We start from the raw sequence: 19,398 nt of genomic DNA, 5'->3' as shown, positions 1-19,398 counted from the left end.
GCTAGAGTCATTGCTTCCCAGAGGGCTGTTGAGATGTCGATATGCTCCAGCCTAAACTTCAGGAAGCTTTCTTAATACTGCTATTCGCTGCTACTTCCTAAACATCCTCTAAGCAAGGTCTAGAGGATGAGCAAGGAAATATTAGAAAACTTAGACGGAGCCATCGGGTTCGAGCGCCAATGTCCTGCCGCTCGGAAGCTAGCCGAGTTGCTGACCCATGACCACTTCAACCCCATTTCCGTCTGCGGAAAAGACATCCATATTCAAAGCAATTCTGCACAGCAATTCCTGATTCTTCTGGATATGCTACAAGATAAACCGAAGGCGGTAGAGAACTCGTGCTTGTACGATTCTCTGAAAAAGTGGGATTGGCAAATGCTGACCGCTGGGTTGAGAAGTAGGGCATTCTAGAGGGAATGCTTAGAAGCATTATCCTGTCGAAGTGCTGCCCCAGTAGGGAAAGCAAGCAGTTCTCCTGAGGGAAGTGGGGCAGGATGCGCGAATGATACAAAAGCGTGTTTAGATTAGGCAGAGTACCAGCAATAAGGCTGATCCCACTGCATGAGACAGGATGGCAACGCCTCAAAAAAAACTCAGCGAAACCAGGGTGTATCTCAAAGCGGGAAACTGAGCAATGCCCAAAAATTCGCCACAAAATCAATCGGTGAAAGGCTGGTTGCGGTAATGGGTAACAGTTCTACCTCTGAAGGAAGCAGGGGAAGATGGCTGAATCTGCTCAATTTACGTCCTGAGGAAAGCGGTCGAACGTTCCTGATGTTTGCCTTTTATACCCTGTCCTCGGTGGGGATTCTGTGGCTAGAGGTCAGCGTTGCGGCTCTGTTTTTGGGCGAGTATGGCGCGGATTCGCTGCCCTGGATTTACATTGCCAGTGCGGGAATCGGGACGCTGTTTGGCTTCTTTTATGATTGGCTGCAAAAAGTGCTGCCGCTGCGACAGGCGATCGTTCTGACTTCGCTACTGATGGGCTTGCCGTTTTTGCTGTTTCAGCTCGAACTCAATCCGGCTTGGCTAGGCGCGTACACAGTTTTTTTAATGCGGCTATGGCTGGAAGCAATCTATGTGATTAGCGAGCTGATTACTTCGATCACGGCAAATCAGCTTTTCACGATTCGGGAAATCAAACGCACCTATCCCTTAATTAGCAGCGGAATTTTAGTCGCCGATGTAATTAGCGGTCTGTCGCTGCCGATTTTGCGCGGCTGGGTGGGTTTGGAAAACGTGATTTTGCTGGCTTGTCTGTTGCTGCTGGTGAGTTCGGGCATTTTATTTTATCTGACGCAGGCTTATGCCCAGTTTTTTCCCGATTCGCCCCGGAGACGATCGCAGGAAAGACTGTCCAATGACCCTGCCCGTCGCGCCCGCGGTTCAGTGCAGCAGTATGTCTGGTTAGTGATTGGGGTTTTTGCGCTGATTCAAGTGCTATTTGTGCTGCTCGATTTTCAGTATTTGCGGCAAATTGAGCAAAGTTTGTCGGTTCAGGTAGAGGAGATTGCCGACTTTCTTGCCCTGTTTAGCGCGATCCTCGGCATTTTTGAGCTGGTGACGCAGTGGTTTGTGTCGGGTCGGGTGGTCGAGCGGATGGGTGTTTTTGTGGTTTCGATTTTGCCGCCGCTGGCAATCGTCCTGCTCAGTTCCATCACATTTGTAGGTGGGTTTTCGCTGTTTGTAGGAATCGTGATGCTCAAGTTTGTGGATGAGCTGCTGCGCTACACGCTGGTGGCAAGCGTCAGTCCGGTGCTGTTTCAGCCGCTTCCTGAATCAATCCGCAATCGGACGCAGTCGTTTGTGCGGGGCATTGCCGAACCTGTGGCGATCGGGCTCACCGGAGCAGGGCTACTGCTGAATGTCTGGCTGCTGGAGCGCATTGGCAACGGGACAGCGGTAGAAGCAGTTCAGGGGCAAGTGTTCCTGTTTTATACAGCAGCGTTCGCGCTCTGCTGGCTAGTTGTGGTGGTGCTGCTGCGATCGAAGTATGTGGATGTGCTGGTACTAAGTACCGAGCGGCGACAGATCAGCCTTTCAGAACTCGATCTTCAAGCGTTTAAGCGCAGCATTGTGGAGGCTTTAAACCGTCCTAGCTCAGATGCAGAGAGGCGATCGTGCATTCAGTTTCTCACCCAGATTGATCCGAAAAATGTCAGTGAAGTCCTGACGCCGCTGTTGCCCCAGTTTTCGCCCGCGCTTCAGCGAGAAAGTCTGGAAGCAATGCTTAAAGCTCCCAATCCTGCCAGCCTGAAAGCCGTTCGCAAACTAACCAGTTCTCCTTTGCCGCCGGATGTGCTGGCGGTTGCCCTGCGCTATCTCTGGCTAACGGAACCCGATCCGGACCTGAATCAGCTCCGCGATTATTTCAAACCCTCGATCGATCCTGAAGTGCGAGGTACGGCGGCGGCTCTCATGCTGCGGCGCGGCAATCCCCGTCAGAAAGCAGAAGCCACCGATGTGCTGCGAAAAATGCTGACTCACTCAAAAGAACGAGAACGGGTGATGGGCTGTTGGGCGTTGGGAGATGCAGTTTATCTGCAATCGCTGCGGCTCCATATTCGCTCACTGCTGCAAGATCGATCGCTGCGGGTGCGGTGTGCCATGATCGAGGCGATCGCCGCTACCCATTTAGAGGAATACTATCCCGTTCTGCTGCGCGGACTGCACTACAAATCCACCCGCGAGGCATCGATGCGGGCACTGGTGCGCTTGGAAGGTGAGGCACTGCCGCTGCTCATTAACGTCGCTGAAAACAGCTATAAGCCCGAGATTGTGCGAAGCCATGCCTGGAACGCGATCGGTCAAATCGGCACATCTGAAGCACTGGATATTCTCGTATCGCGACTCATGACTGCATGGGGGGCAACGCGGCAAACGATTCTCAAAATTTTGCTGAAACTGCCGCAGGAAAGGGGTATCGAAGCAGTCGCCGATCGACTGGGACGCAGCGGCATTGGGACTTTTATCGATCAGGAACTCCTGTTTTTAGCCCATCTTTATGCCAGCCTGCTTGATCTCAACGCCGATCGAGTTTCGGGAGAAGCTGCGACTCTGCTGCGCCGATCGTTGCGCGATGCTGAGCAAGACACCTTCGATCGCCTATTTCTGCTGATGCGGTTTCTCTACGATGGCAGCACGATTCAGGCAGCCGCTTCCAGCATTGACTTTGATACGCGAGACAGCGTTGCTAGAGGGCTAGAAATTCTCGATAATACGCTGGACTTGCCCAGCAAACGCGCCCTGCTTCAGGTGCTCGATCGCCAGTCCGACCCGGAAAAGCTCAAATCCCTTAGCGAGTTTCTGCCCCATCAGCCGATGTCTCCCAGTCAACGATTGCGCCATCTGGTCGAACTGCGCCATTTCTTGTCGGACTGGACGCTTGCCTGCTGTTTCCATCTCGCGCGTCAGCAGCGATGGAGCCTCACCGCCGAGCAAACCCTCTCTTGCTTGCGAGACCCTACCGGCTATGTGCGTGAAGCAGTGCTAGCATACCTGCAAACCGTTTCGCCCAAAACGCTGCACAACCTGCTGCCTCATCTTAAAGACGACCCCGATCGCCTGGTCAGATCCCAAATTCAAGACATCCTCACCCGTGGACTCACCCCCGAAAACTAGCTGTTTGCCGCCCGTATTTTTGGTGCTGAACCTATGCTCACAAGCGTCGATCGCCTACTGTTTGTTCGAAAAGTCCCTATCTTCCAGGAGTTGCGCGATGACTTCCTGATGCGGCTGGCGGCTTCAATGGAGGAGCTTTCTTTTCCGGCAAAGCAGTCTATCTTCCGGCAGGGCGAAGAAGGGCGATCGCTTTATGTGCTGGTGTCGGGTCGGGTGCGGGTGCATATCGGCGATCGCGAACTGGCGCGACTGGAGCAGGGAACCTGTTTTGGGGAAATGTCAGTGTTCGACGCAGAACCCCGATCGGCTTCGGTTACCACGCTGGAACCCTGCGACTGCCTCATGCTGAATCAGCAGCAGCTTTATGATGCGATCGAGGAAACGCCCGATATCGCGATTAATATTATTCGTTTGTTGTCGCGCCGCACTCGCGAATTGAACCAAAAGATCAATTTGTTGAGCCAACGAAACATAAGTGCTGCAAAGCGGTAGAAGTGCGATCGATTCCTCCTACTGATGGAGCCGAAATCATGACTCAACCTGTCCTATCTAATGCCGAGATCACGGCTATTTTGCAGCAGCGAATCGAACAGGAAAAACGAGGGGTTGGTATTGTCGTCGGAGTCATTGACCAAAACGGAAAGCGGATTATTTCATGGGGCAGCCTGGATCAAACCCAATCTTGTCCGGTTGATGAAAATACTCTGTTTGAAATTGGTTCGATTAGCAAAGCATTTACGGCTCTGGTACTAATGAACATGGCAGAGCGGGGGGATCTAAAACTGGACGATCCCATTTCCGTTTTTTTACCAAAGTCGGTGAAAACACCCACGCGAAACGGTCGGGAGATTTCCCTGCTCAATCTGGCAACGCATACGTCTGGGCTACCGAGATTACCCGATAACCTTGCTCCACAGGATAACCGTGATCCCTATGCAGATTACACTGTCGAAAATCTCTATTCCTTCCTATCCAGCTATGACCTACCACAAGACATTGGTAGCCAATACGAATACTCGAATCTCGGCACAGGCTTACTGGGACACATCCTCAGCCTTGAAGCAGGAATGGATTACGAAACCCTGGTCAAAACCCAGATTGCCCAGCCTTTGCAGATGAACGATACCTGTATTCACATCTCCCCAGAGCAGCAGACACGCTTTACAACCGGACATAATGCCTTGGGTGAACCCGTTTCCTACTGGAACATGCCAACCCTGGCAGGCGCAGGGGCACTACGATCAACCGCTAACGATCTCCTCAAGTTTCTGGCAGTCAACCTGCAAATTACGCCATCCCCGCTCACCCCAATCCTACAAAAAACCCACGAGGTGCAAGCGCAAACTGGTATTTCAGGAATCGCAATCGCGATCGGCTGGCACGTCCTGAATGACAACGGCACTGAAATTATCTTTCATGACGGCGGAACAGGCGGATTTCGCAGCTTTCTTGGTTTTGTGAAGCCGAAAGGTCTGGGCGTTGTGGTGCTCTCTAATTCAGAGAATGATGTGAACGACATTGGACTGCATTTGCTGAATCAGAGAATTCCCCTGACGAAATCTAGCCCACCCCAGCAGCGTCAGGCAATCTCGCTTGATCCTGCATTATTCAATGCTTACGTCGGGCAATATCAGATCGAGCCGGGCTTTCTTCTGACCATCACGAACGAGCAGGATCAGTTTTATGCTCAGGCAACGGGACAGCAAAAGTTCGAGCTATTTGCGGAAACAGAAATTCAGTTTTTCCCAAGAGAATTCGATGCTCTCATTACGTTTGTTCGAGATGAGCAGGGAAGGGTGACACACCTCGTTCTGCACCAGGGGGGGCAGGAAATAGCAGCCCAAAAATTGGACTGACAAACTGCTAAGAAGCAGATTTCGTCACAAGCTGCCAGCCTTCCGCAGTGCCCAGCACTTTTTCCGATCGCAGTTTCAATTCCTGTCGGGTCGCTTCATCTAACAATAAATAGGGCTGCCTTTCTCTGCGCCAGATGCGCTTCAGTCGGGGAGTGTCTACTGGGATGATTTGTCGATCGCTATAGAAATTGAGCGAGGGTCGATTGTAATCGTAGGACGTATAGAGTTTTTGGTTCGCGGGGGTAAACTGCTGAATCATGGCGGCAACGGGCTTCACCGGAAAGGAATTTGCCAGCTCCCAGTTCCAGTGATGGGAACCCATAAACAGCAGCAGCGCAACGTAGGTTCCCCAGCCTAAAACAGCTAAAAATTGTGCCTCTCCCCGTGCCATTAGCACCGCCACCGACAGCATCGTCATCCCGACTGCCGCAAACACCAGCAGCAAATCCAGGTCTGAGGGAGATTGCAGCATCCCAAACCAAACCGCACCTGCCCCAGCAACCAACCCCAGCAAAACAAATAGAATCATCCATTGACGCGAATAGGCAATCGGCTCGGACTGCAACACGCCCGGATGTCTGCCCTGTTCCCACCGTTCTGAGAGAGTTGCGCCGATCGCCAGAGCTAACGCCGGATAAAGCGGCAAAATGTACCAGGGTAGCTTGGTCACCATCAGGGAAATCGCTGCAAAGTAAACCCCGCCCCAAACGATCGCCAGCTTTGCCCAACCCAGATTTCGCTGATCCCAGGCAGTTCGATAGCCCAGCGGCAGAAATAGAATCCAGGGAACGCCGTATTTGAGCATTTCCAGTAGGTAATACCAGGGCGCACCGCGATTTTGCTCTACGTCTGTCCAGATGCGCTGAAGCGACTGATCGCCCAGATTATTGCTGAGAAACAACTGCCCGTAATGCACCCATTGCAGCCCATACCACAGCAAGGCGGGAATCATTCCCAGCAAAACGCCATACCACAAATAGCCCGATCGCAGCAGCCGTGGGGTATCCCAAGCCAAAAATCCCACACCGATCGCCCCCAGCAGCAACCCGATCATAATGCCTTTAGTGAGGCAAATTAGTCCCAGCCCAATCCCTACGCCCAGCGTATAGCTGTAGTTACGTCGCGATCGCAGCAGACAGAGCATCATCACGATCAGGAAGCAGAGAATTGCACCGTCCAGCATCGCTAAGCGACCTAGCCGCACGACCGGGAGGGAAGTCAGGTAAACCAGCGTGGCGCATACCGCAGGCGATCGGCGGTGAAACACTTCACGGCACAGCCTGTAAAACAGCGGCACCGACATTGCAGTTAGGAGTGCGCCTGGTAGCCGAGCTGTCCACTCATTCACCCCGGCGAGCGAATAGCTAAGGGCAATCAGCCAGTGAACCAGGGGCGGTTTATTGAGATAGGGTTCGCCCCACATCGTTGGATGCAGCCAGGTCAGGTCACTAGAAGGAGCCTGTGCAATTTCTCTTGCTACCTGAGCGACTAGCCCTTCGTCCCAGTCCCGCAGCGGCAATCCGCCCAAATCCCAGGTAAATAAAAGCAGGGCAGCAATCAAAAATCCGATAGTCCAAAAACGGTCGATCGGGCGTTTATCGCGCTGAAGCCAGAAGATAAAGTCGTCGAGTTTGCGGGTCATGCTGTCGCAGAGGCGATCGCTTCACTGTTCCCCAAAGGGGTAATCGTTCCCTTATGACTTTACGCCAAAAGCAGATGTTTCGCGTTGGGTGCAGCGTTGCTGAGTCCACTGCTTCTCCAAACATTCGCTCAGAGCAGGATGTGCCCCAGGCAGTGATGTCTAGATCAAGATTCGCTCCAGGGCAGTGATATCAGGGATCGACAGCGTATCGCGATCGCGATAAATTAATCCCTTCTTCTCCAGCTTGCTAAGAACGCGAGTCACCGTTTCTCGTGCCAATCCACTGAGGCTGCTCAGTTCACGATGAGGCAAATTGGGAATCTCGATCCCTTGATCGCCCTGCTTGCCTTGCCCATCTGCCAAAAACAGCAAAATATCCGCAACACGAGATACGCTGTCTGACTCTCGCAACCGCAGCCGTCGGTTGACCTGTCGCAGCCGTCGTGCCATGAGCTGAGCCAATCGCATTCCAGAAGCAGGCTCACTGCGAATCAAATCCACAAAATCTTGAGAAGGCATATTACCGATCAGCGTGGGAACCAGGGTAATCACGTCAGTCGATCGCGGCACTTCATCGAGCGGAGCCATTTCGCCAAACAGTTCTCCTTTGCCCAGAACGTTTAACGTCACCTCTTTGCCGTCAAGGTTATAAGTGCGAATTTTTACCCAGCCTTCCAGGATGAAATAAACCGAGGTGCCCCAGTCGTTTTCCAACAAAATTACTTGATTTGCAGGATGACTACGAACCACCACATGGGCAACGGCCTTTTCAACGATGTCTTCGGGGAGTCCTTCAAAAAAGGGGGTAGAGCGAATAAGTAACGCTTCGCGGGAGTCGCGTGGAGAAAACCGATCGTGCATGGAGCTACACTACTCTAACCAGTCTGTTAGAGGTCGAGGAAAGGAAAGGTATCAGAGGACTCGATCGTAGCCGAAAAGCCGATTATTTATCAGGTAACACACACAACAAACTCTTTGACTTTTGCCAATTCTGGCTTTTGCCAATATCGATTCGTCAAAGTTATCTAAATTAGCCTCGAAAGCATCCCTGATTCCATCCAACTCGGACAATCTGCGGAAACTAGAAAAATCCTAGCACGGGCACGTTCTGTCAGAATTTTGGTTTCAGCAAATCTACCGACCTAAGAGCGCAGCTTCTGTATTTTATACAAAACGCTCAGCAGGCCTCCACAAACTCATTCTCCACCAATACTGAGCCCGGTTCCCAATATTGCAGCATCTGTAAGATTAATATCTTGCATTAGTGCGCCTGATACATCAGCGTAGAACACTGTTGCACGGGTTAAATTGACATTGGTAAGGTTGGTGTCGTTGAGGCTGGCATTTGTGAGATACGCCTCGGTCAGGTCTGCGTCTTTCATGTTTGCGCTGGTCAGGTCAGCCCCTTCCAAATTTGCCTCGGTCAAATCTGCTCCCCGTAAATTAGCATCCCGGAGATCTGCACCAATCAAATGCGCCTGTCTCAGATCTGCCCCAGACAAATCACAGCCCTGACACACCCCTGTTTCTAAAAGCTGCCTGACCTGTGCCGGATCTGCTGCCTGAGCAGATAGACCTCCTCCTAGAACAGGTAGTGCGGTCAAGATTGCAGCGACCACAAAATATCGGGTTTGCATATCTTCCTCCCGGTTTAAGGCTAGTATCATTACAGCGAATCGAAGTCAGAAATCAACGATTTGCTTCCGCCGATTCTCCTGAGGGGAGAACTGCTTCACATCGCCAGTTGCTAATCACTACATTCGCGGTTCTTGCGATTTCGGAAAGAGCGGCAATTATTTTTGAATCTTTCTTCAGCAGTCCTGCTGCTGAGTTAAAGCCGCATCTAGCGGTGAAGCTCTCCACAAAGTTAATTACACGATAAGTCACACGAGCAGGCTTGACCTCACCCTTTTGGATCAGCTCATTGCCAGCCCAAGAGGTGATTCAGTTCTTTCATCTAACTTCATTCATTAAACGCCCCAGGCAGGACTCGAACCTGCGACCGATTGCTTAGAAGGCAATTGCTCTATCCAGCTGAGCTACTGGAGCCTATTGAGAAGCGGAAAGCTTCTTTTCTAAATCTTCCTAAGAAGTTACGTAATTCGTCAAGCCTGGGCAAACTAAAAACAGCTTGCTTCATGGGCTTGCTTCATGTCTGTTGAGCATCAATATAACATTCAATGCAGGAAGCGATCGATGCAGAGATCAGCCGGCTGGTGAATTCAGCAGTTTAATCGACCTGCATTTTTCTTTTCTAAGATTTCTAAACGCTTGCTAGCATTTCTGAACGTCACTATCCAGAGGTACACTTAGACCAATCTTTTCACGAATCAGCCCTTTCGCATAATCCACGGCGGCATTCGACGAACTCCAGTTCGCTTTCGATTGCAATGCGGAGCAGTTTCCTTAATAAGGTAATCGTGCCGCCTGCCGCAGGTTCATTACCTGGATTTCTGACCCCGACCTGTAGGAGTGCTCGAACTGCGTCATGTTTATCCTTAAGCGGCAGGATGTTGAAATTTCTAATATTCAGCACCCCAAGAAAGATCAGCAGATCCCGATTCTTCACTATCAAGGACAAACGTTTCGCTTAATCAGTGTCTTTAATGCGGCTCAGGAAGAGGACGCAAAAGCCTTTTGGCGCGATTTGACTGATAACCGGGGCAAAGCCTGTGTGTTGCTAGAAGAGCCAGAGCGATACAGCGTTTGGGGAAAAGTGCGGCTCGAACAACTTTCAGACGGAGCAGACGGGGCAGACGGGGCAGACGGGGCAGGATCAGAAACAGCACCAGCCTTAGTGCAAGCCAGCTTGCTGCTGCTGCAAGCTCTCTATATTGATATTGAGGATTTGCTGGGAGCACGTCAGGTCAACAATTTTCAAAAGGAGATTGCTGCCGTTTTTCAGCGAGGCAAGTTTCCCAAAACGGGTTCCCCCTCAGAAGTTCAGCAGTTGCTCACCGTTGATCCGCTACGGTTAGCCCTTCCTCCCTGGCAGGAAAATCATCTCAATTTGCTACTGCGGGAACTTTATCGCTTGGGAATGCAGTATTTTGGCAATACCAGCTTTACCGATCGCGTTCTGGATGCTCTGCAAGACATCCCCGACAAGGAGCGCAGTCAAGTTTTCAACTGGCTAAAACGATCGCCGGGCGGCAGGCTGTGGCAGTAAGCCATCTCAGATATCCCCTCAAGTCTACGGTCTACACGCCGCGGAGTTGAACTGAGACCATTGCCTGCCTACCAGTGACTTAATAACCAATGACCTTTGACCTTCTTCCCTTATATTGCTGCCCTCGGTTCATGATAACTACGCTGATATCGATCTGTAATTCATCTGCATCTTCATGCCAGAAGCTTAGTATGATCAAGTCCTCTTTCACTTTCTGCCTTCAATTGCCGTTCGCTATTGAGGAGCCGTTCCTTCCTTGAATACCAAAACTAAACTTGCGCTCTCGGCGCAAACTATCGTTCTCGCGGCGATCGCCTGGGCAGTCCTGGCACTTCTTTTCTTTCTGCTGTTTAGCGTTTCGCCCTCAGGAGAGGGACGCCCCGAATGGTACGGCGTGATCACCTATGTTTTTGAATCGCTTGCTTTTCTCGCAGCGGGCTTATTTTGCTTTCGCAACTGGCGCAGCCCTCAAATTGTGAGTGGTCGAACCGTCTGGCTGGCGATTGGGCTGGGCATGCTCACTTACTTCATCGGCAATTTGATTCTGGGCTACTGGGAAATCGGCTTGGGCAAATCGCCTGAAGTGTCTCCTGGAGATTTGTTTTATATTCTGACCTACCTCTTCCTGGGCTGGGGAATGCTGCGGGCAGTGCTCACTCGCCGCCTCAATCTCACTCCCATTCAGTGGGGCATCCTGGCAGCAATTACGATCGTGGGAATTACGATCGCGGCTTCCTTTGCTCCTTCCAGCACCACTGCTGCTGAATGGTCTGCTCCTGGCTCTGCTGAACAGCTCGTTGCTGCCGCACCCAGTCCAACCAATGCCAGCCCTACACCTACCGTTGATACGTTTCCTGCTATACCGAATCCGGCTTCTCCAGAAGTTGCAGATGTCCCAGCCTGGGCGATCGCAATGGAGTCGCAGCTTGAACCTCTTGCTGGAATCATTAGCTGGCTCTACATTATCGGCGATGTGATTTTGGTGGTGATGGCAACAATGCTGTTGCTTGCTTTCTGGGGTGGGCGGTTCTCGTTATCCTGGCGGTGTATTGCGGCGGCGGCTCTCTGCTTCTATATTGCAGACATCTGGTTTAACTATGCGGTGACCTATATTCCTGGGTATGAAACAGGGGCATTACCCGAAGTGTTCTGGGTTTTTAGCGGCTGCTTGTTTGCGATCGGGGCTGCTTTAGAATATGACCTATCGACTCGACGACAAACCCGACGACGACGCAGCTAAAATGAAAGACGCATCTCATTTTGGGTGAGAAAACCTGGCATGGCTCCGAAGAAACTGTCTGAATCTGACAAGCAGGATATTCTAAACCGCTATCGTCAATCCGAGGAGACGGCTGCGAGTTTGGCAACTCATTATGGGGTAAGTACCAGTACGGTGAGCCGTCTACTCAAGCAAAGCATTCCAGAACAGGAATATGAAGTTCTGGTGCAGCAAAAGCGATCGGGAGCCAGAACACTGGACACTAATGATTTGCCAGACCTGGAGGCAATCAGTGCCGCATTAGCCGTTGTGCTGAAAGCTGATCGTGCTGCACAAGACAAACCTGCAGAAGATTCCGCAGAAGCAGCAGAAACCCCAAAACCCGCGATTGAAATGCCTCGCCAGCGCAAGCGATCGCACTCGACTCTGACAGAGTCCGCTTCGGTGTCTATGCCAATTGTCGAAGCCCAGCTCGAGGTTCCGCTCACAATTCAGCAGGAACCAGAGTTCGACGACGAAGCTGAAGAAGCGGCAGTTATCCCGTCTGACGGTAGCCTGACGAGCCGACCGCTCAGTCCTGATACGCTCGACGAAGAGCTAGAAGACGACCTCGATGATGAGGACGATGACCTCGACGATCTCGATGATGACCTTGATGACGAAGACGACGATGAAGACGATGATCTGAGCGGTGATGTGCCGATCGAGATGGTTCACGTCCAGGGCAAGGGCATGGTAAATGTGTTGCCGCTCTCCGAGGCCCAGATTCCCCGCACTTGCTATGTAGTGGTCGATCGCTCCGCAGAGCTGATTACTCGTCCGCTCAAAGACTTTGCTGAGCTGGGACAAATTCCACCCGGAGAAGTTCAGGAGAAAACTCTACCTATTTTCGATAATCATCGCGTGGCGAAGCGGTTTCTCCGTCGAATGCAGCGTATTGTCAAAGTTCCAGACGGTCGAATGTTTCAAAAAGTGACCCCCTACCTTCAGGCAAAAGGCATTACGCGCCTGCTCATCGACGGGCAAATTTACTCAATCTAGTCTGTCCTACCCGCTCACTACTCACCCACCTACCGCTTCTCTAATCCCTGCCTCCCAACGGTAGAAAGAGGGCGGTCCCTGCCATGCCCAGAACAACGCTAAACGCCAGCACTAGTCCGATCGGAATTTGGATCGACTGAAAGCCCAAAAACTGAAAGGCGATCGGGGCTGCGTTTTGAATTGCAACAATCGCGATCACGCCAATCCAAACGGCGGTCAGCAGGGGAATCAGAACTTTTGCCATCGGGGCTCCAGAGAGTTATCAAGGGGGTCAGGGCGCAGAGCAGACATCGGTTAGACAGACCACCAGAACAGACTGAATCTTCGCATCCGGGCGAAAATTTCCGGTTTCATTGTATTCGCTGCTTGCAGCAGGATAAACTCCCGCAGTCTGCTGGTTGCCGTTCCCGGTCGCGAAGGAAATGTTGGGGACAGGCTGTCGCTCAAAGCGGGCATACTCTCTTGCTTCATTCTGCGTATTGTAAGACAGAGTTACTTTCCCATATGCCTGCTCTGCCTGGGCAATCGACGTTCCGGCTCCTACCCCTTCTGCGGTGCGGTATTTGGGATTGCGGGTGAGAATGCCCTGAATCAAATCGCTGTCCTTTAACGGTTGCTTTGCCAGATGCAGCAAGTAGAACTGCACCTCGCCGCCCTGGCTCACCTCGATCGCATCAAAATCCACCATAAACGGCGACTTTTCTGTAAACGTTGCGGTTGCTCCCAAGGTTTGCTTCAGTTCGCCCAGCCTGATTCCTAATTGAGCTGCCCCAACCCCTTTGTCAGAAATCGTTGTATTTTGAACCTCTCCGGTAGGAGCTACATCCGGGCTGGCACTGGCTGAAGGAGTTTCAGTTTGGGGAGAAGCAGCGATCGAAGGACTGGAATCGGGAGAGGCAGTAATCGATTGATTGCCAGAGCCATTACAGCTTGACACGAGCAGAACGGTGCTCAGCAGCACAAAGCCAAAGTTGAGCGGAGCAGAGCGGAAAGGCATAGGAATTCGAGACATTATCACTGGGTGAAACGACGGCATAGCATCAGGAACGAGGCATTTGGGGGAAGCGGTTTGCTGAGACAGAGTTACGATCGTCTTCATCCCCTTCCCGATCGGCGACCTCCCGAAAAGAGCTGCTTTCCATTATCGTGTCTTCTTCAAATCTTTTAGCGACATATCTTCCAGCGACACGTCTTCCAGCGACAGAGCAAGCTGATAGAGATCACGGCGAGGCAAATGGGTTTGACTGGCAAGCTGACGGCTCGCTTGAGAGCGAGACATTCCCTGCCGCAGCAGCTCTTGCAATTCAGTTTTAAGGGCACTTTCAGATAAAACCCGTGTGGCGGGCTGGCCTCCGGCAATCACCAGCGTAAATTCACCGTAGGCTTCCTGAGTCTGGTAGTGCTGCTCTGCCTCTGCCAGGGTTCCCCGCCAGAATTGCTCATGCAGTTTGGTAAGTTCTCTTGCCAGCACAATTTGCCGATCGCCTCCAAACTCTTCCCGCAAATCTTTCAAAGTCTGCCGCAGTCGGTGAGGAGCCTCGTAGCACACGATCGTGCGAGTTTCGCTCTGCAATGCGATGAGCCGCGCTTGACGCTCTGTGCCTTTTGTGGGCAAAAATCCTTCGAAGACAAAGCGATCGGTGGGAAGCCCAGCTGCGCTCAGGGCAGTGACCACAGCAGAAGCTCCCGGAATCGGTACGGCAGGGATTCCTTGCTCGATACAGGCTTTTACCAGCTCATAGCCGGGATCGGAAATGCCTGGCATTCCGGCATCGGTCACAAGCGCGATCGAATTGCCCTGTTGAAGGCGACGCAGTAGCTCATCCTGACGGCTACGGCGATTGTGGTCGTGATAGCTAATCTGCGGCGTTTTGATCTGGAAGTGCTGAAGCAGCTTTCCAGTGTGACGAGTGTCTTCTGCCGCAATAAAATCAACCTGACGTAAAACTTCGATCGCCCGGAAGGTCATGTCTTCCAGATTGCCGATCGGGGTTCCTACGATGTATAACGTTGCAGACTGAATCTCCATACCAGGATCTTAACCACGGAAGGCAAAACCTTGTGGAAATTGCCTGGTAATTTTCCCGGAGAAGCTCCCTATTTCTAAAGCTGTCCTTGAAGTGTTGATAAAGCGAAACCTTCGCTGTTGCTTGCCCCTGAATCAAAGCGCATTCTGGTTTCATCAGTTGCTTTTATCAGAGCGCAAAGCTGCCGAAATTGCGGTTTAAGGGCGCGCTCACTGCTCTGGTTCAATCAATTGTTCTTTGGTTTGCCTCTTTTGGGGCGTTGTCTAGAGGCTGCTGCGCTATGTCATTCACACATTCTGAATTTGTTACCCTACTGCCGTCATTTGCATCTGAGATTCATCCTTCGGTTCAGAGCAGAACTAAGCGATCGATCGATATTCTGGGCGCAGGGGTTGGCTTAACGCTGACCGCTCTGGTTTTGATCCCGATCGCAGTAGCAATCTATATCAGCGATCCCGGCCCCATTTTTTACAGCCAGGAGCGATGCGGGTTTCGCGGACAAACGTTCCGCATCTGGAAGTTTCGCTCGATGGTGGTGAATGCCGAGAAACTTCAGCATCAGGTTCAAAATCAGGCGCAAGGCTACATCTTTAAGAACGATTGCGATCCTCGTATTACGCGAGTAGGACGATTCCTGCGGCGTACTAGCCTAGACGAGCTGCCACAATTCTGGAACGTGCTACGCGGCGAGATGAGCCTGGTTGGAACCCGCCCGCCTACGCTAAATGAAGTGAGCCGCTACAAAGCTCACCACTGGCAGCGGCTAGAGGTAAAGCCAGGTATCACGGGAGAATGGCAGGCAAATGGTCGATCAACCGTAACCGATTTTGAGGAAATCGTGAAATTAGATTTGCGCTATCAGGAACGCTGGTCGATCGCTTATGATTTAGGGCTGATTTTCAAAACTATCCAGGTTGTGCTTAATCGTCGGGGAGCCTGTTAGCCAGGAGAAGACAACGTTTCGCCAGACAACAATGCGAAGCCGTTTCCCCTTCAGCAGAATCAATGGTGATATTTAATTGGGAAATAGAGCATTAGAAAACATCCTTCACAAAACTGGCACTGCTGACCCTCGCAAATCCAATTTTGGAAGCATTGTCTTGAGCTGCTGGAGCAATATCAGTCTCAGTCAGTCGGTTTTAACAGGAACTTTTTGCCCCTATTTCGCCTTAAAATCTGACTTTTTCAGCACTTAGACCAAGATTGGGCTAGATATGTATTACTTAATACAAAAAATCCGCTCAGAGTTAAGTTTAGTAATTTAAAGTCAGAAAGCTATCACAGAAGTTCCGATATCCCATTTGGCTTAACCCTACTTGCTCCACACCAGAGTGAAGGACAGGGGGTAAAAAGTCGGTTAGAACCAATTGGGCTAGAACGAATGATCTTATTGGTAGCAGGTGGCGGTAAGATGAAATCTTCAAAGGCGGGCTGGGGGAAGGGATATGGTAGCTGCACCAAATAAGCCATTGGCAAACGTCTTTCGTCAATTAAGCGGGAGTGCTTTTCCACCTGTTGTTGAAGCCTACGATCGTGGCAAAACAATCTTCTTTCCCGGCGACCCTGCCGAGCGAGTTTACTTCCTGCAAAAAGGGGCAGTCAAACTATCTCGCGTGTATGAAGCAGGTGAGGAAATTACGGTCGCGCTTCTCCGTGAAAACAGCGTGTTTGGCGTTCTGTCGCTCATCACCGGGCAACGTGCTGATCGCTTCTATCATGCCGTTGCCTTTACGCCCGTTGAGCTGCTGTCTGTGCCGATCGAGCAAGTCGAGAAAGCCCTGAAGGAAAACCCCGATCTCTGTATGCTGATGCTGCAAGGGTTATCCTCCCGAATTCTGCAAACCGAGATGATGATCGAAACGCTGGCGCATCGCGACATGGGATCACGTCTAGTCAGCTTCCTGCTGATTCTTTGCCGCGACTTCGGCATGCCCACCACCGAGGGCATTACGATCGACCTTAAACTATCTCATCAGGCAATTGCGGAAGCGATCGGCTCAACGCGGGTCACTGTGACTCGGCTGCTCGGCGATCTGCGTCAGGATCAAATGATTTCGATCCACAAGAAAAGAATTACCGTTCACAATCCAGTCACGCTCAGCCAGCAGTTCACTTAAAGTTAGCTGTGTCGCTGTTCAAAACACCCATGCCCCCAGAAGGACAGGAAGGACAAGGGATAGAACTTTCATTTCCCAAGTAACCTCATCCTAAGCGAATGCTTCTGGAGAAGAGGAACAGGAGGCTTGCGATCGGACGCGAACAAACGTTGCCGAACGGAGAAAGCTTGCGATTCCAACAAAACCTGAGTTAGCCAAATACACTGATAACCATTCACCCCTCATCTCCCCCTCCCCCACCCAACCCACAGGGTAGAAGTAGTAATCCTCACCGCCCTTTAGAATGGACTACAGATGGTTCTATTTATTAATCTGGGTCTATGTCAGTATTAGCGACAATCTCAGTTCTCGCCCTGTTAATTGTGGTTCACGAGCTGGGGCACTTTTTGGCAGCTCGTCTGCAAGGAATTCACGTCAATCGATTTTCGATCGGCTTTGGTCCGATTTTGCTGAAGTATCAGGGTGAGCGCACCGAATACGCGCTGCGAGCGATTCCGCTGGGTGGCTTTGTTGGCTTTCCCGACGATGACCCAGATAGTACAATTCCGCCCAACGATCCAAATCTGCTGAAAAACCGTCCGGTGCTCGATCGCGCCATTGTAATTAGTGCAGGCGTGATCGCCAATCTGATTTTTGCCTATCTGGTGTTTGTGGCGCAGTTCACAACGATCGGCATTCCTGAACAGTTTGATTATCAACCAGGCGTCGTAGTTCCAGAAATCATTTCTCAACAATCTCCGGCAGCACGGGCAGGGCTTCAGGCAGGAGACATTATCCTAGAAGTCAACGATCAGCCGCTGGGAGCCTCTCAGGACGCCGTTAAATCGCTAATGGAAACGATTCGCACCAGTCCGGATCAGCCTGTTGAATTTACCGTGCAGCGAGGCGATCAACAGCTTGATCTCAGCATTACCCCTAAAGCGGGAGAAGATGGCGTCGCAAAAATCGGCGTACAGCTTGCCCCCAATATCAATGCAACTCAGTATCGCCGCCCCAATGGCGTTTTTGAGGTGCTGGGACTGGCAGCAAAGCAGTTTCAGGGAATGTTTCTTGCCACTGTGAATGGATTTATTGGTCTAATCACCAACTTCTCCTCGATGGCAGGGCAGGTCGCCGGCCCCGTCAAAATTGTGGAGCAGGGCGCGGGCTTGGTTGCAGCGAACGCGGGAAGCCTGTTTCCCTTCACGGCAATCATCAGCATCAACCTAGCGATTATCAATATTCTGCCGCTTCCGGCTCTGGATGGCGGACAGCTTGTGTTTCTGTTGCTGGAAGGACTGCGCGGTAAGCCTTTGCCCAATCGGATTCAAGAGAACGTGATGCAAACCGGGCTGGTACTGCTGCTCGGATTAGGAATCTTCCTGATCGTTCGCGATACTACTCAGCTTGCGATTTTCCAGAGACTCTTCCAGTAGTCGCAGGGCAGCATGAACGTTAGGATGAGTTGGGCGTACAAGCTTGTCCAAGGGCTACGCGAACTGCCATCACTTTTGGTATGACGGTGTAGCCATCACCTCGTTTCCTTTTCTCTACTTCCTTTGTATCGTGAGACTTCGCAGCCTTTCTGCCCGAAAACAGCAGGCGTTAGAAATTCTGGTACGTCTGAAGCGGCTTTACCCGGAAGCTCCCTGCACGCTGGACTATGAGACGCCGGTGCAGCTTATGGTTGCTACGATTCTGTCTGCCCAATGTACCGATGAGCGGGTGAATCAGGTGACGCCTGCCCTTTTTCGCCGCCTTCCTGATGCTGAGGCGTTTGCCAATGCGGATGTTGCTGAAATTGAATCTTTGGTGCGATCGACTGGTTTTTATCGAAACAAAGCCAAAAATATCCAAGCTGCCTGCCGCCTGATCATGACCCAGTTTGGGGGTGAGGTTCCGCAACGGATGGAAGACCTGCTGACCCTGCCTGGCGTTGCCCGTAAAACGGCGAATGTAGTTTTAGCTCACGCCTTTGACATCCATGCAGGAGTCACAGTCGATACCCACGTTAAACGGCTGAGCGGACGACTGGGACTCACCAAAGAAACAGATCCGCTCAAGATCGAACGAGATTTGATGAAGCTGCTGCCCCAGCCCGACTGGGAAAACTGGTCGATTCGGCTGATTTATCATGGTCGTGCAGTTTGCAATGCCCGTAATCCTGCCTGTGATGTTTGTGCGTTAGCCGATTTGTGTCCCTCAGCCGATCGCTTCAAAATCACGCCGCCTCCTTTACCTGTTGTGGGGTTTGTGCCAGAAGGACGGATTGAGGTGAGGTAGTCAAGCTCTTACAACCTGCGGTAGTATAGTAAATGCTGTCTAAATAGGAACAACGTAATTCTTTCATGGCTAAGAAAGGCATGATCGAGCGTGAGAAAAAACGCCAAAAGCTCGTGGCGAAATACGCTCAAAAGCGCGAAGAACTGCTCGAACAATTTTCAAACACAACCTCTCAGCAGGAAAAGCTGGAAATCCATCGTCAGATTCAACAGCTTCCCCGCAACAGTGCGCCTGTGCGCCTCCACAATCGCTGCTGGCTCACAGGTCGTCCGAGAGGCTACTATCGAGATTTTGGTTTGTCTCGCCACGTTTTTCGGGAAATGGCGCATCAGGGCTTGCTTCCAGGTGTGGTCAAGTCAAGCTGGTAATCACTCCCAGAGTGTTCAGCCAGCCCAATTTAACCGATTTTATTTTGAGAGGAGGGCGATCGTGAAACACCGATCG

General features: G+C 51.5%; 17 protein-coding genes and 1 tRNA gene. 11 read left to right on the top strand and 7 right to left on the bottom strand.

Translation table 11 applies throughout. From position 1 onward, the window contains the following. Window positions 1-684: 684 nt before the first annotated feature. The 3 genes from NDA02_RS22795 to NDA02_RS22785 are packed head-to-tail and all read left to right on the top strand — an operon-like array spanning window position 685 to window position 5,477. Window positions 685-3,621: an MFS transporter gene (locus NDA02_RS22795; RefSeq protein ID WP_190792294.1), complete on the top strand. Its 2,937-nt coding sequence runs from the start codon at window positions 685-687 to the stop codon at window positions 3,619-3,621. A gap of 33 nt (window positions 3,622-3,654) precedes the next feature. Continuing rightward, entirely contained in the window at window positions 3,655-4,113 is a 459-nt protein-coding gene (locus NDA02_RS22790; RefSeq protein ID WP_190792295.1) for a cyclic nucleotide-binding domain-containing protein, read from the top strand. A 38-nt stretch (window positions 4,114-4,151) separates the two neighbouring features. Beyond that, window positions 4,152-5,477: a serine hydrolase gene (locus NDA02_RS22785; RefSeq protein ID WP_190792296.1), complete on the top strand. Its 1,326-nt coding sequence runs from the start codon at window positions 4,152-4,154 to the stop codon at window positions 5,475-5,477. Between the two features lie 7 nt (window positions 5,478-5,484). Here the strand turns inward: NDA02_RS22785 and NDA02_RS22780 are convergent, their stop codons facing one another. The 4 genes from NDA02_RS22780 to NDA02_RS22765 form a co-directional block, all read right to left on the bottom strand. Then, the gene (locus tag NDA02_RS22780; RefSeq protein WP_190792297.1) at window positions 5,485-7,119 is read right to left on the bottom strand and encodes a glycosyltransferase family 39 protein; all 1,635 of its coding nucleotides are present in this window, start codon (window positions 7,117-7,119) and stop codon (window positions 5,485-5,487) included. 159 nt (window positions 7,120-7,278) lie between these two features. Continuing rightward, a complete protein-coding gene (locus NDA02_RS22775) occupies window positions 7,279-7,980 on the bottom strand; it encodes a Crp/Fnr family transcriptional regulator (RefSeq protein ID WP_190792298.1) in 702 nt (233 codons plus the stop codon). Between the two features lie 335 nt (window positions 7,981-8,315). Next, window positions 8,316-8,756: a pentapeptide repeat-containing protein gene (locus NDA02_RS22770; RefSeq protein ID WP_190792299.1), complete on the bottom strand. Its 441-nt coding sequence runs from the start codon at window positions 8,754-8,756 to the stop codon at window positions 8,316-8,318. Window positions 8,757-9,094: 338 nt separating this feature from the next. Next, window positions 9,095-9,168, bottom strand: a tRNA-Arg gene (locus NDA02_RS22765). Between the two features lie 439 nt (window positions 9,169-9,607). Between NDA02_RS22765 and NDA02_RS22760 the strand changes: the two genes are divergently transcribed. The 3 genes from NDA02_RS22760 to NDA02_RS22750 all read left to right on the top strand — a co-directional run bounded on the left by NDA02_RS22760 (window position 9,608) and on the right by NDA02_RS22750 (window position 12,548). Beyond that, entirely contained in the window at window positions 9,608-10,288 is a 681-nt protein-coding gene (locus NDA02_RS22760; RefSeq protein ID WP_190792300.1) for an Npun_F0813 family protein, read from the top strand. 256 nt (window positions 10,289-10,544) lie between these two features. Further along, a complete protein-coding gene (locus NDA02_RS22755; RefSeq protein ID WP_190792301.1) occupies window positions 10,545-11,528 on the top strand; it encodes a hypothetical protein in 984 nt (327 codons plus the stop codon). Between the two features lie 39 nt (window positions 11,529-11,567). Then, on the top strand, window positions 11,568-12,548 hold the full coding sequence (locus NDA02_RS22750; RefSeq protein ID WP_348255977.1) for a hypothetical protein: 981 nt from the start codon (window positions 11,568-11,570) through the stop codon (window positions 12,546-12,548). 40 nt (window positions 12,549-12,588) lie between these two features. On the opposite strand, the gene NDA02_RS22745 is transcribed toward NDA02_RS22750, so the two are convergent. From NDA02_RS22745 to rsmI, 3 genes are all read right to left on the bottom strand, one after another. After that, window positions 12,589-12,792: a DUF1049 domain-containing protein gene (locus NDA02_RS22745; protein WP_190792303.1), complete on the bottom strand. Its 204-nt coding sequence runs from the start codon at window positions 12,790-12,792 to the stop codon at window positions 12,589-12,591. A 27-nt stretch (window positions 12,793-12,819) separates the two neighbouring features. Further along, window positions 12,820-13,545, bottom strand: coding sequence for a hypothetical protein (locus tag NDA02_RS22740; RefSeq protein WP_348248652.1), 726 nt, complete (start codon window positions 13,543-13,545; stop codon window positions 12,820-12,822). Window positions 13,546-13,689: 144 nt separating this feature from the next. Then, a complete protein-coding gene (gene rsmI, locus NDA02_RS22735) occupies window positions 13,690-14,577 on the bottom strand; it encodes a 16S rRNA (cytidine(1402)-2'-O)-methyltransferase (RefSeq protein WP_190792305.1) in 888 nt (295 codons plus the stop codon). 278 nt (window positions 14,578-14,855) lie between these two features. On the opposite strand from rsmI, the gene NDA02_RS22730 reads away from it, so the two are divergent. The 5 genes from NDA02_RS22730 to rpsN all read left to right on the top strand — a co-directional run bounded on the left by NDA02_RS22730 (window position 14,856) and on the right by rpsN (window position 19,322). Beyond that, complete coding sequence (locus NDA02_RS22730; RefSeq protein ID WP_190792306.1) at window positions 14,856-15,518, top strand: sugar transferase; 663 nt, start codon at window positions 14,856-14,858, stop codon at window positions 15,516-15,518. Window positions 15,519-16,020: 502 nt separating this feature from the next. Continuing rightward, on the top strand, window positions 16,021-16,692 hold the full coding sequence (gene ntcA, locus NDA02_RS22725; RefSeq protein WP_190792307.1) for a global nitrogen regulator NtcA: 672 nt from the start codon (window positions 16,021-16,023) through the stop codon (window positions 16,690-16,692). Between the two features lie 320 nt (window positions 16,693-17,012). Continuing rightward, window positions 17,013-18,107, top strand: a complete 1,095-nt coding sequence (gene rseP / locus NDA02_RS22720; RefSeq protein ID WP_190792308.1) for an RIP metalloprotease RseP — start codon at window positions 17,013-17,015, stop codon at window positions 18,105-18,107. A gap of 130 nt (window positions 18,108-18,237) precedes the next feature. Further along, window positions 18,238-18,954 carry an endonuclease III gene (nth, locus tag NDA02_RS22715; protein ID WP_348255975.1) on the top strand — a complete coding sequence of 239 codons (717 nt, stop codon included), beginning with the start codon at window positions 18,238-18,240 and terminating at the stop codon, window positions 18,952-18,954. A gap of 65 nt (window positions 18,955-19,019) precedes the next feature. Continuing rightward, entirely contained in the window at window positions 19,020-19,322 is a 303-nt protein-coding gene (rpsN, locus tag NDA02_RS22710) for a 30S ribosomal protein S14 (protein ID WP_190792309.1), read from the top strand. Window positions 19,323-19,398 lie beyond the last annotated feature (76 nt).

The sequence above is a fragment of the Leptolyngbya sp. ST-U4 genome, from assembly GCF_039962215.1.
Lineage (GTDB): Bacteria > Cyanobacteriota > Cyanobacteriia > Elainellales > Elainellaceae > Leptolyngbya_A.
The sequence above is the reverse complement of the archived record's forward strand: the minus strand, read 5'-3'. Positions and strand labels throughout refer to the sequence as shown.

What these genes read in the sequence shown, in the direction of transcription:
- NDA02_RS22740 (WP_348248652.1), bottom strand. Translation starts at nt 13,545, where the DNA reads ATGCCTTTCCGCTCTGCTCCGCTCAACTTTGGCTTTGTGCTGCTGAGC.
- rseP (WP_190792308.1), top strand. Translation starts at nt 17,013, where the DNA reads ATGTCAGTATTAGCGACAATCTCAGTTCTCGCCCTGTTAATTGTGGTT.
- NDA02_RS22775 (WP_190792298.1), bottom strand. Translation starts at nt 7,980, where the DNA reads ATGCACGATCGGTTTTCTCCACGCGACTCCCGCGAAGCGTTACTTATT.
- NDA02_RS22780 (WP_190792297.1), bottom strand. Translation starts at nt 7,119, where the DNA reads ATGACCCGCAAACTCGACGACTTTATCTTCTGGCTTCAGCGCGATAAA.
- NDA02_RS22790 (WP_190792295.1), top strand. Translation starts at nt 3,655, where the DNA reads ATGCTCACAAGCGTCGATCGCCTACTGTTTGTTCGAAAAGTCCCTATC.
- rsmI (WP_190792305.1), bottom strand. Translation starts at nt 14,577, where the DNA reads ATGGAGATTCAGTCTGCAACGTTATACATCGTAGGAACCCCGATCGGC.
- NDA02_RS22745 (WP_190792303.1), bottom strand. Translation starts at nt 12,792, where the DNA reads ATGGCAAAAGTTCTGATTCCCCTGCTGACCGCCGTTTGGATTGGCGTG.
- rpsN (WP_190792309.1), top strand. Translation starts at nt 19,020, where the DNA reads ATGGCTAAGAAAGGCATGATCGAGCGTGAGAAAAAACGCCAAAAGCTC.
- NDA02_RS22795 (WP_190792294.1), top strand. Translation starts at nt 685, where the DNA reads ATGGGTAACAGTTCTACCTCTGAAGGAAGCAGGGGAAGATGGCTGAAT.
- NDA02_RS22730 (WP_190792306.1), top strand. Translation starts at nt 14,856, where the DNA reads ATGTCATTCACACATTCTGAATTTGTTACCCTACTGCCGTCATTTGCA.
- NDA02_RS22770 (WP_190792299.1), bottom strand. Translation starts at nt 8,756, where the DNA reads ATGCAAACCCGATATTTTGTGGTCGCTGCAATCTTGACCGCACTACCT.
- NDA02_RS22750 (WP_348255977.1), top strand. Translation starts at nt 11,568, where the DNA reads ATGGCTCCGAAGAAACTGTCTGAATCTGACAAGCAGGATATTCTAAAC.
- NDA02_RS22785 (WP_190792296.1), top strand. Translation starts at nt 4,152, where the DNA reads ATGACTCAACCTGTCCTATCTAATGCCGAGATCACGGCTATTTTGCAG.
- ntcA (WP_190792307.1), top strand. Translation starts at nt 16,021, where the DNA reads ATGGTAGCTGCACCAAATAAGCCATTGGCAAACGTCTTTCGTCAATTA.
- NDA02_RS22760 (WP_190792300.1), top strand. Translation starts at nt 9,608, where the DNA reads ATGTTTATCCTTAAGCGGCAGGATGTTGAAATTTCTAATATTCAGCAC.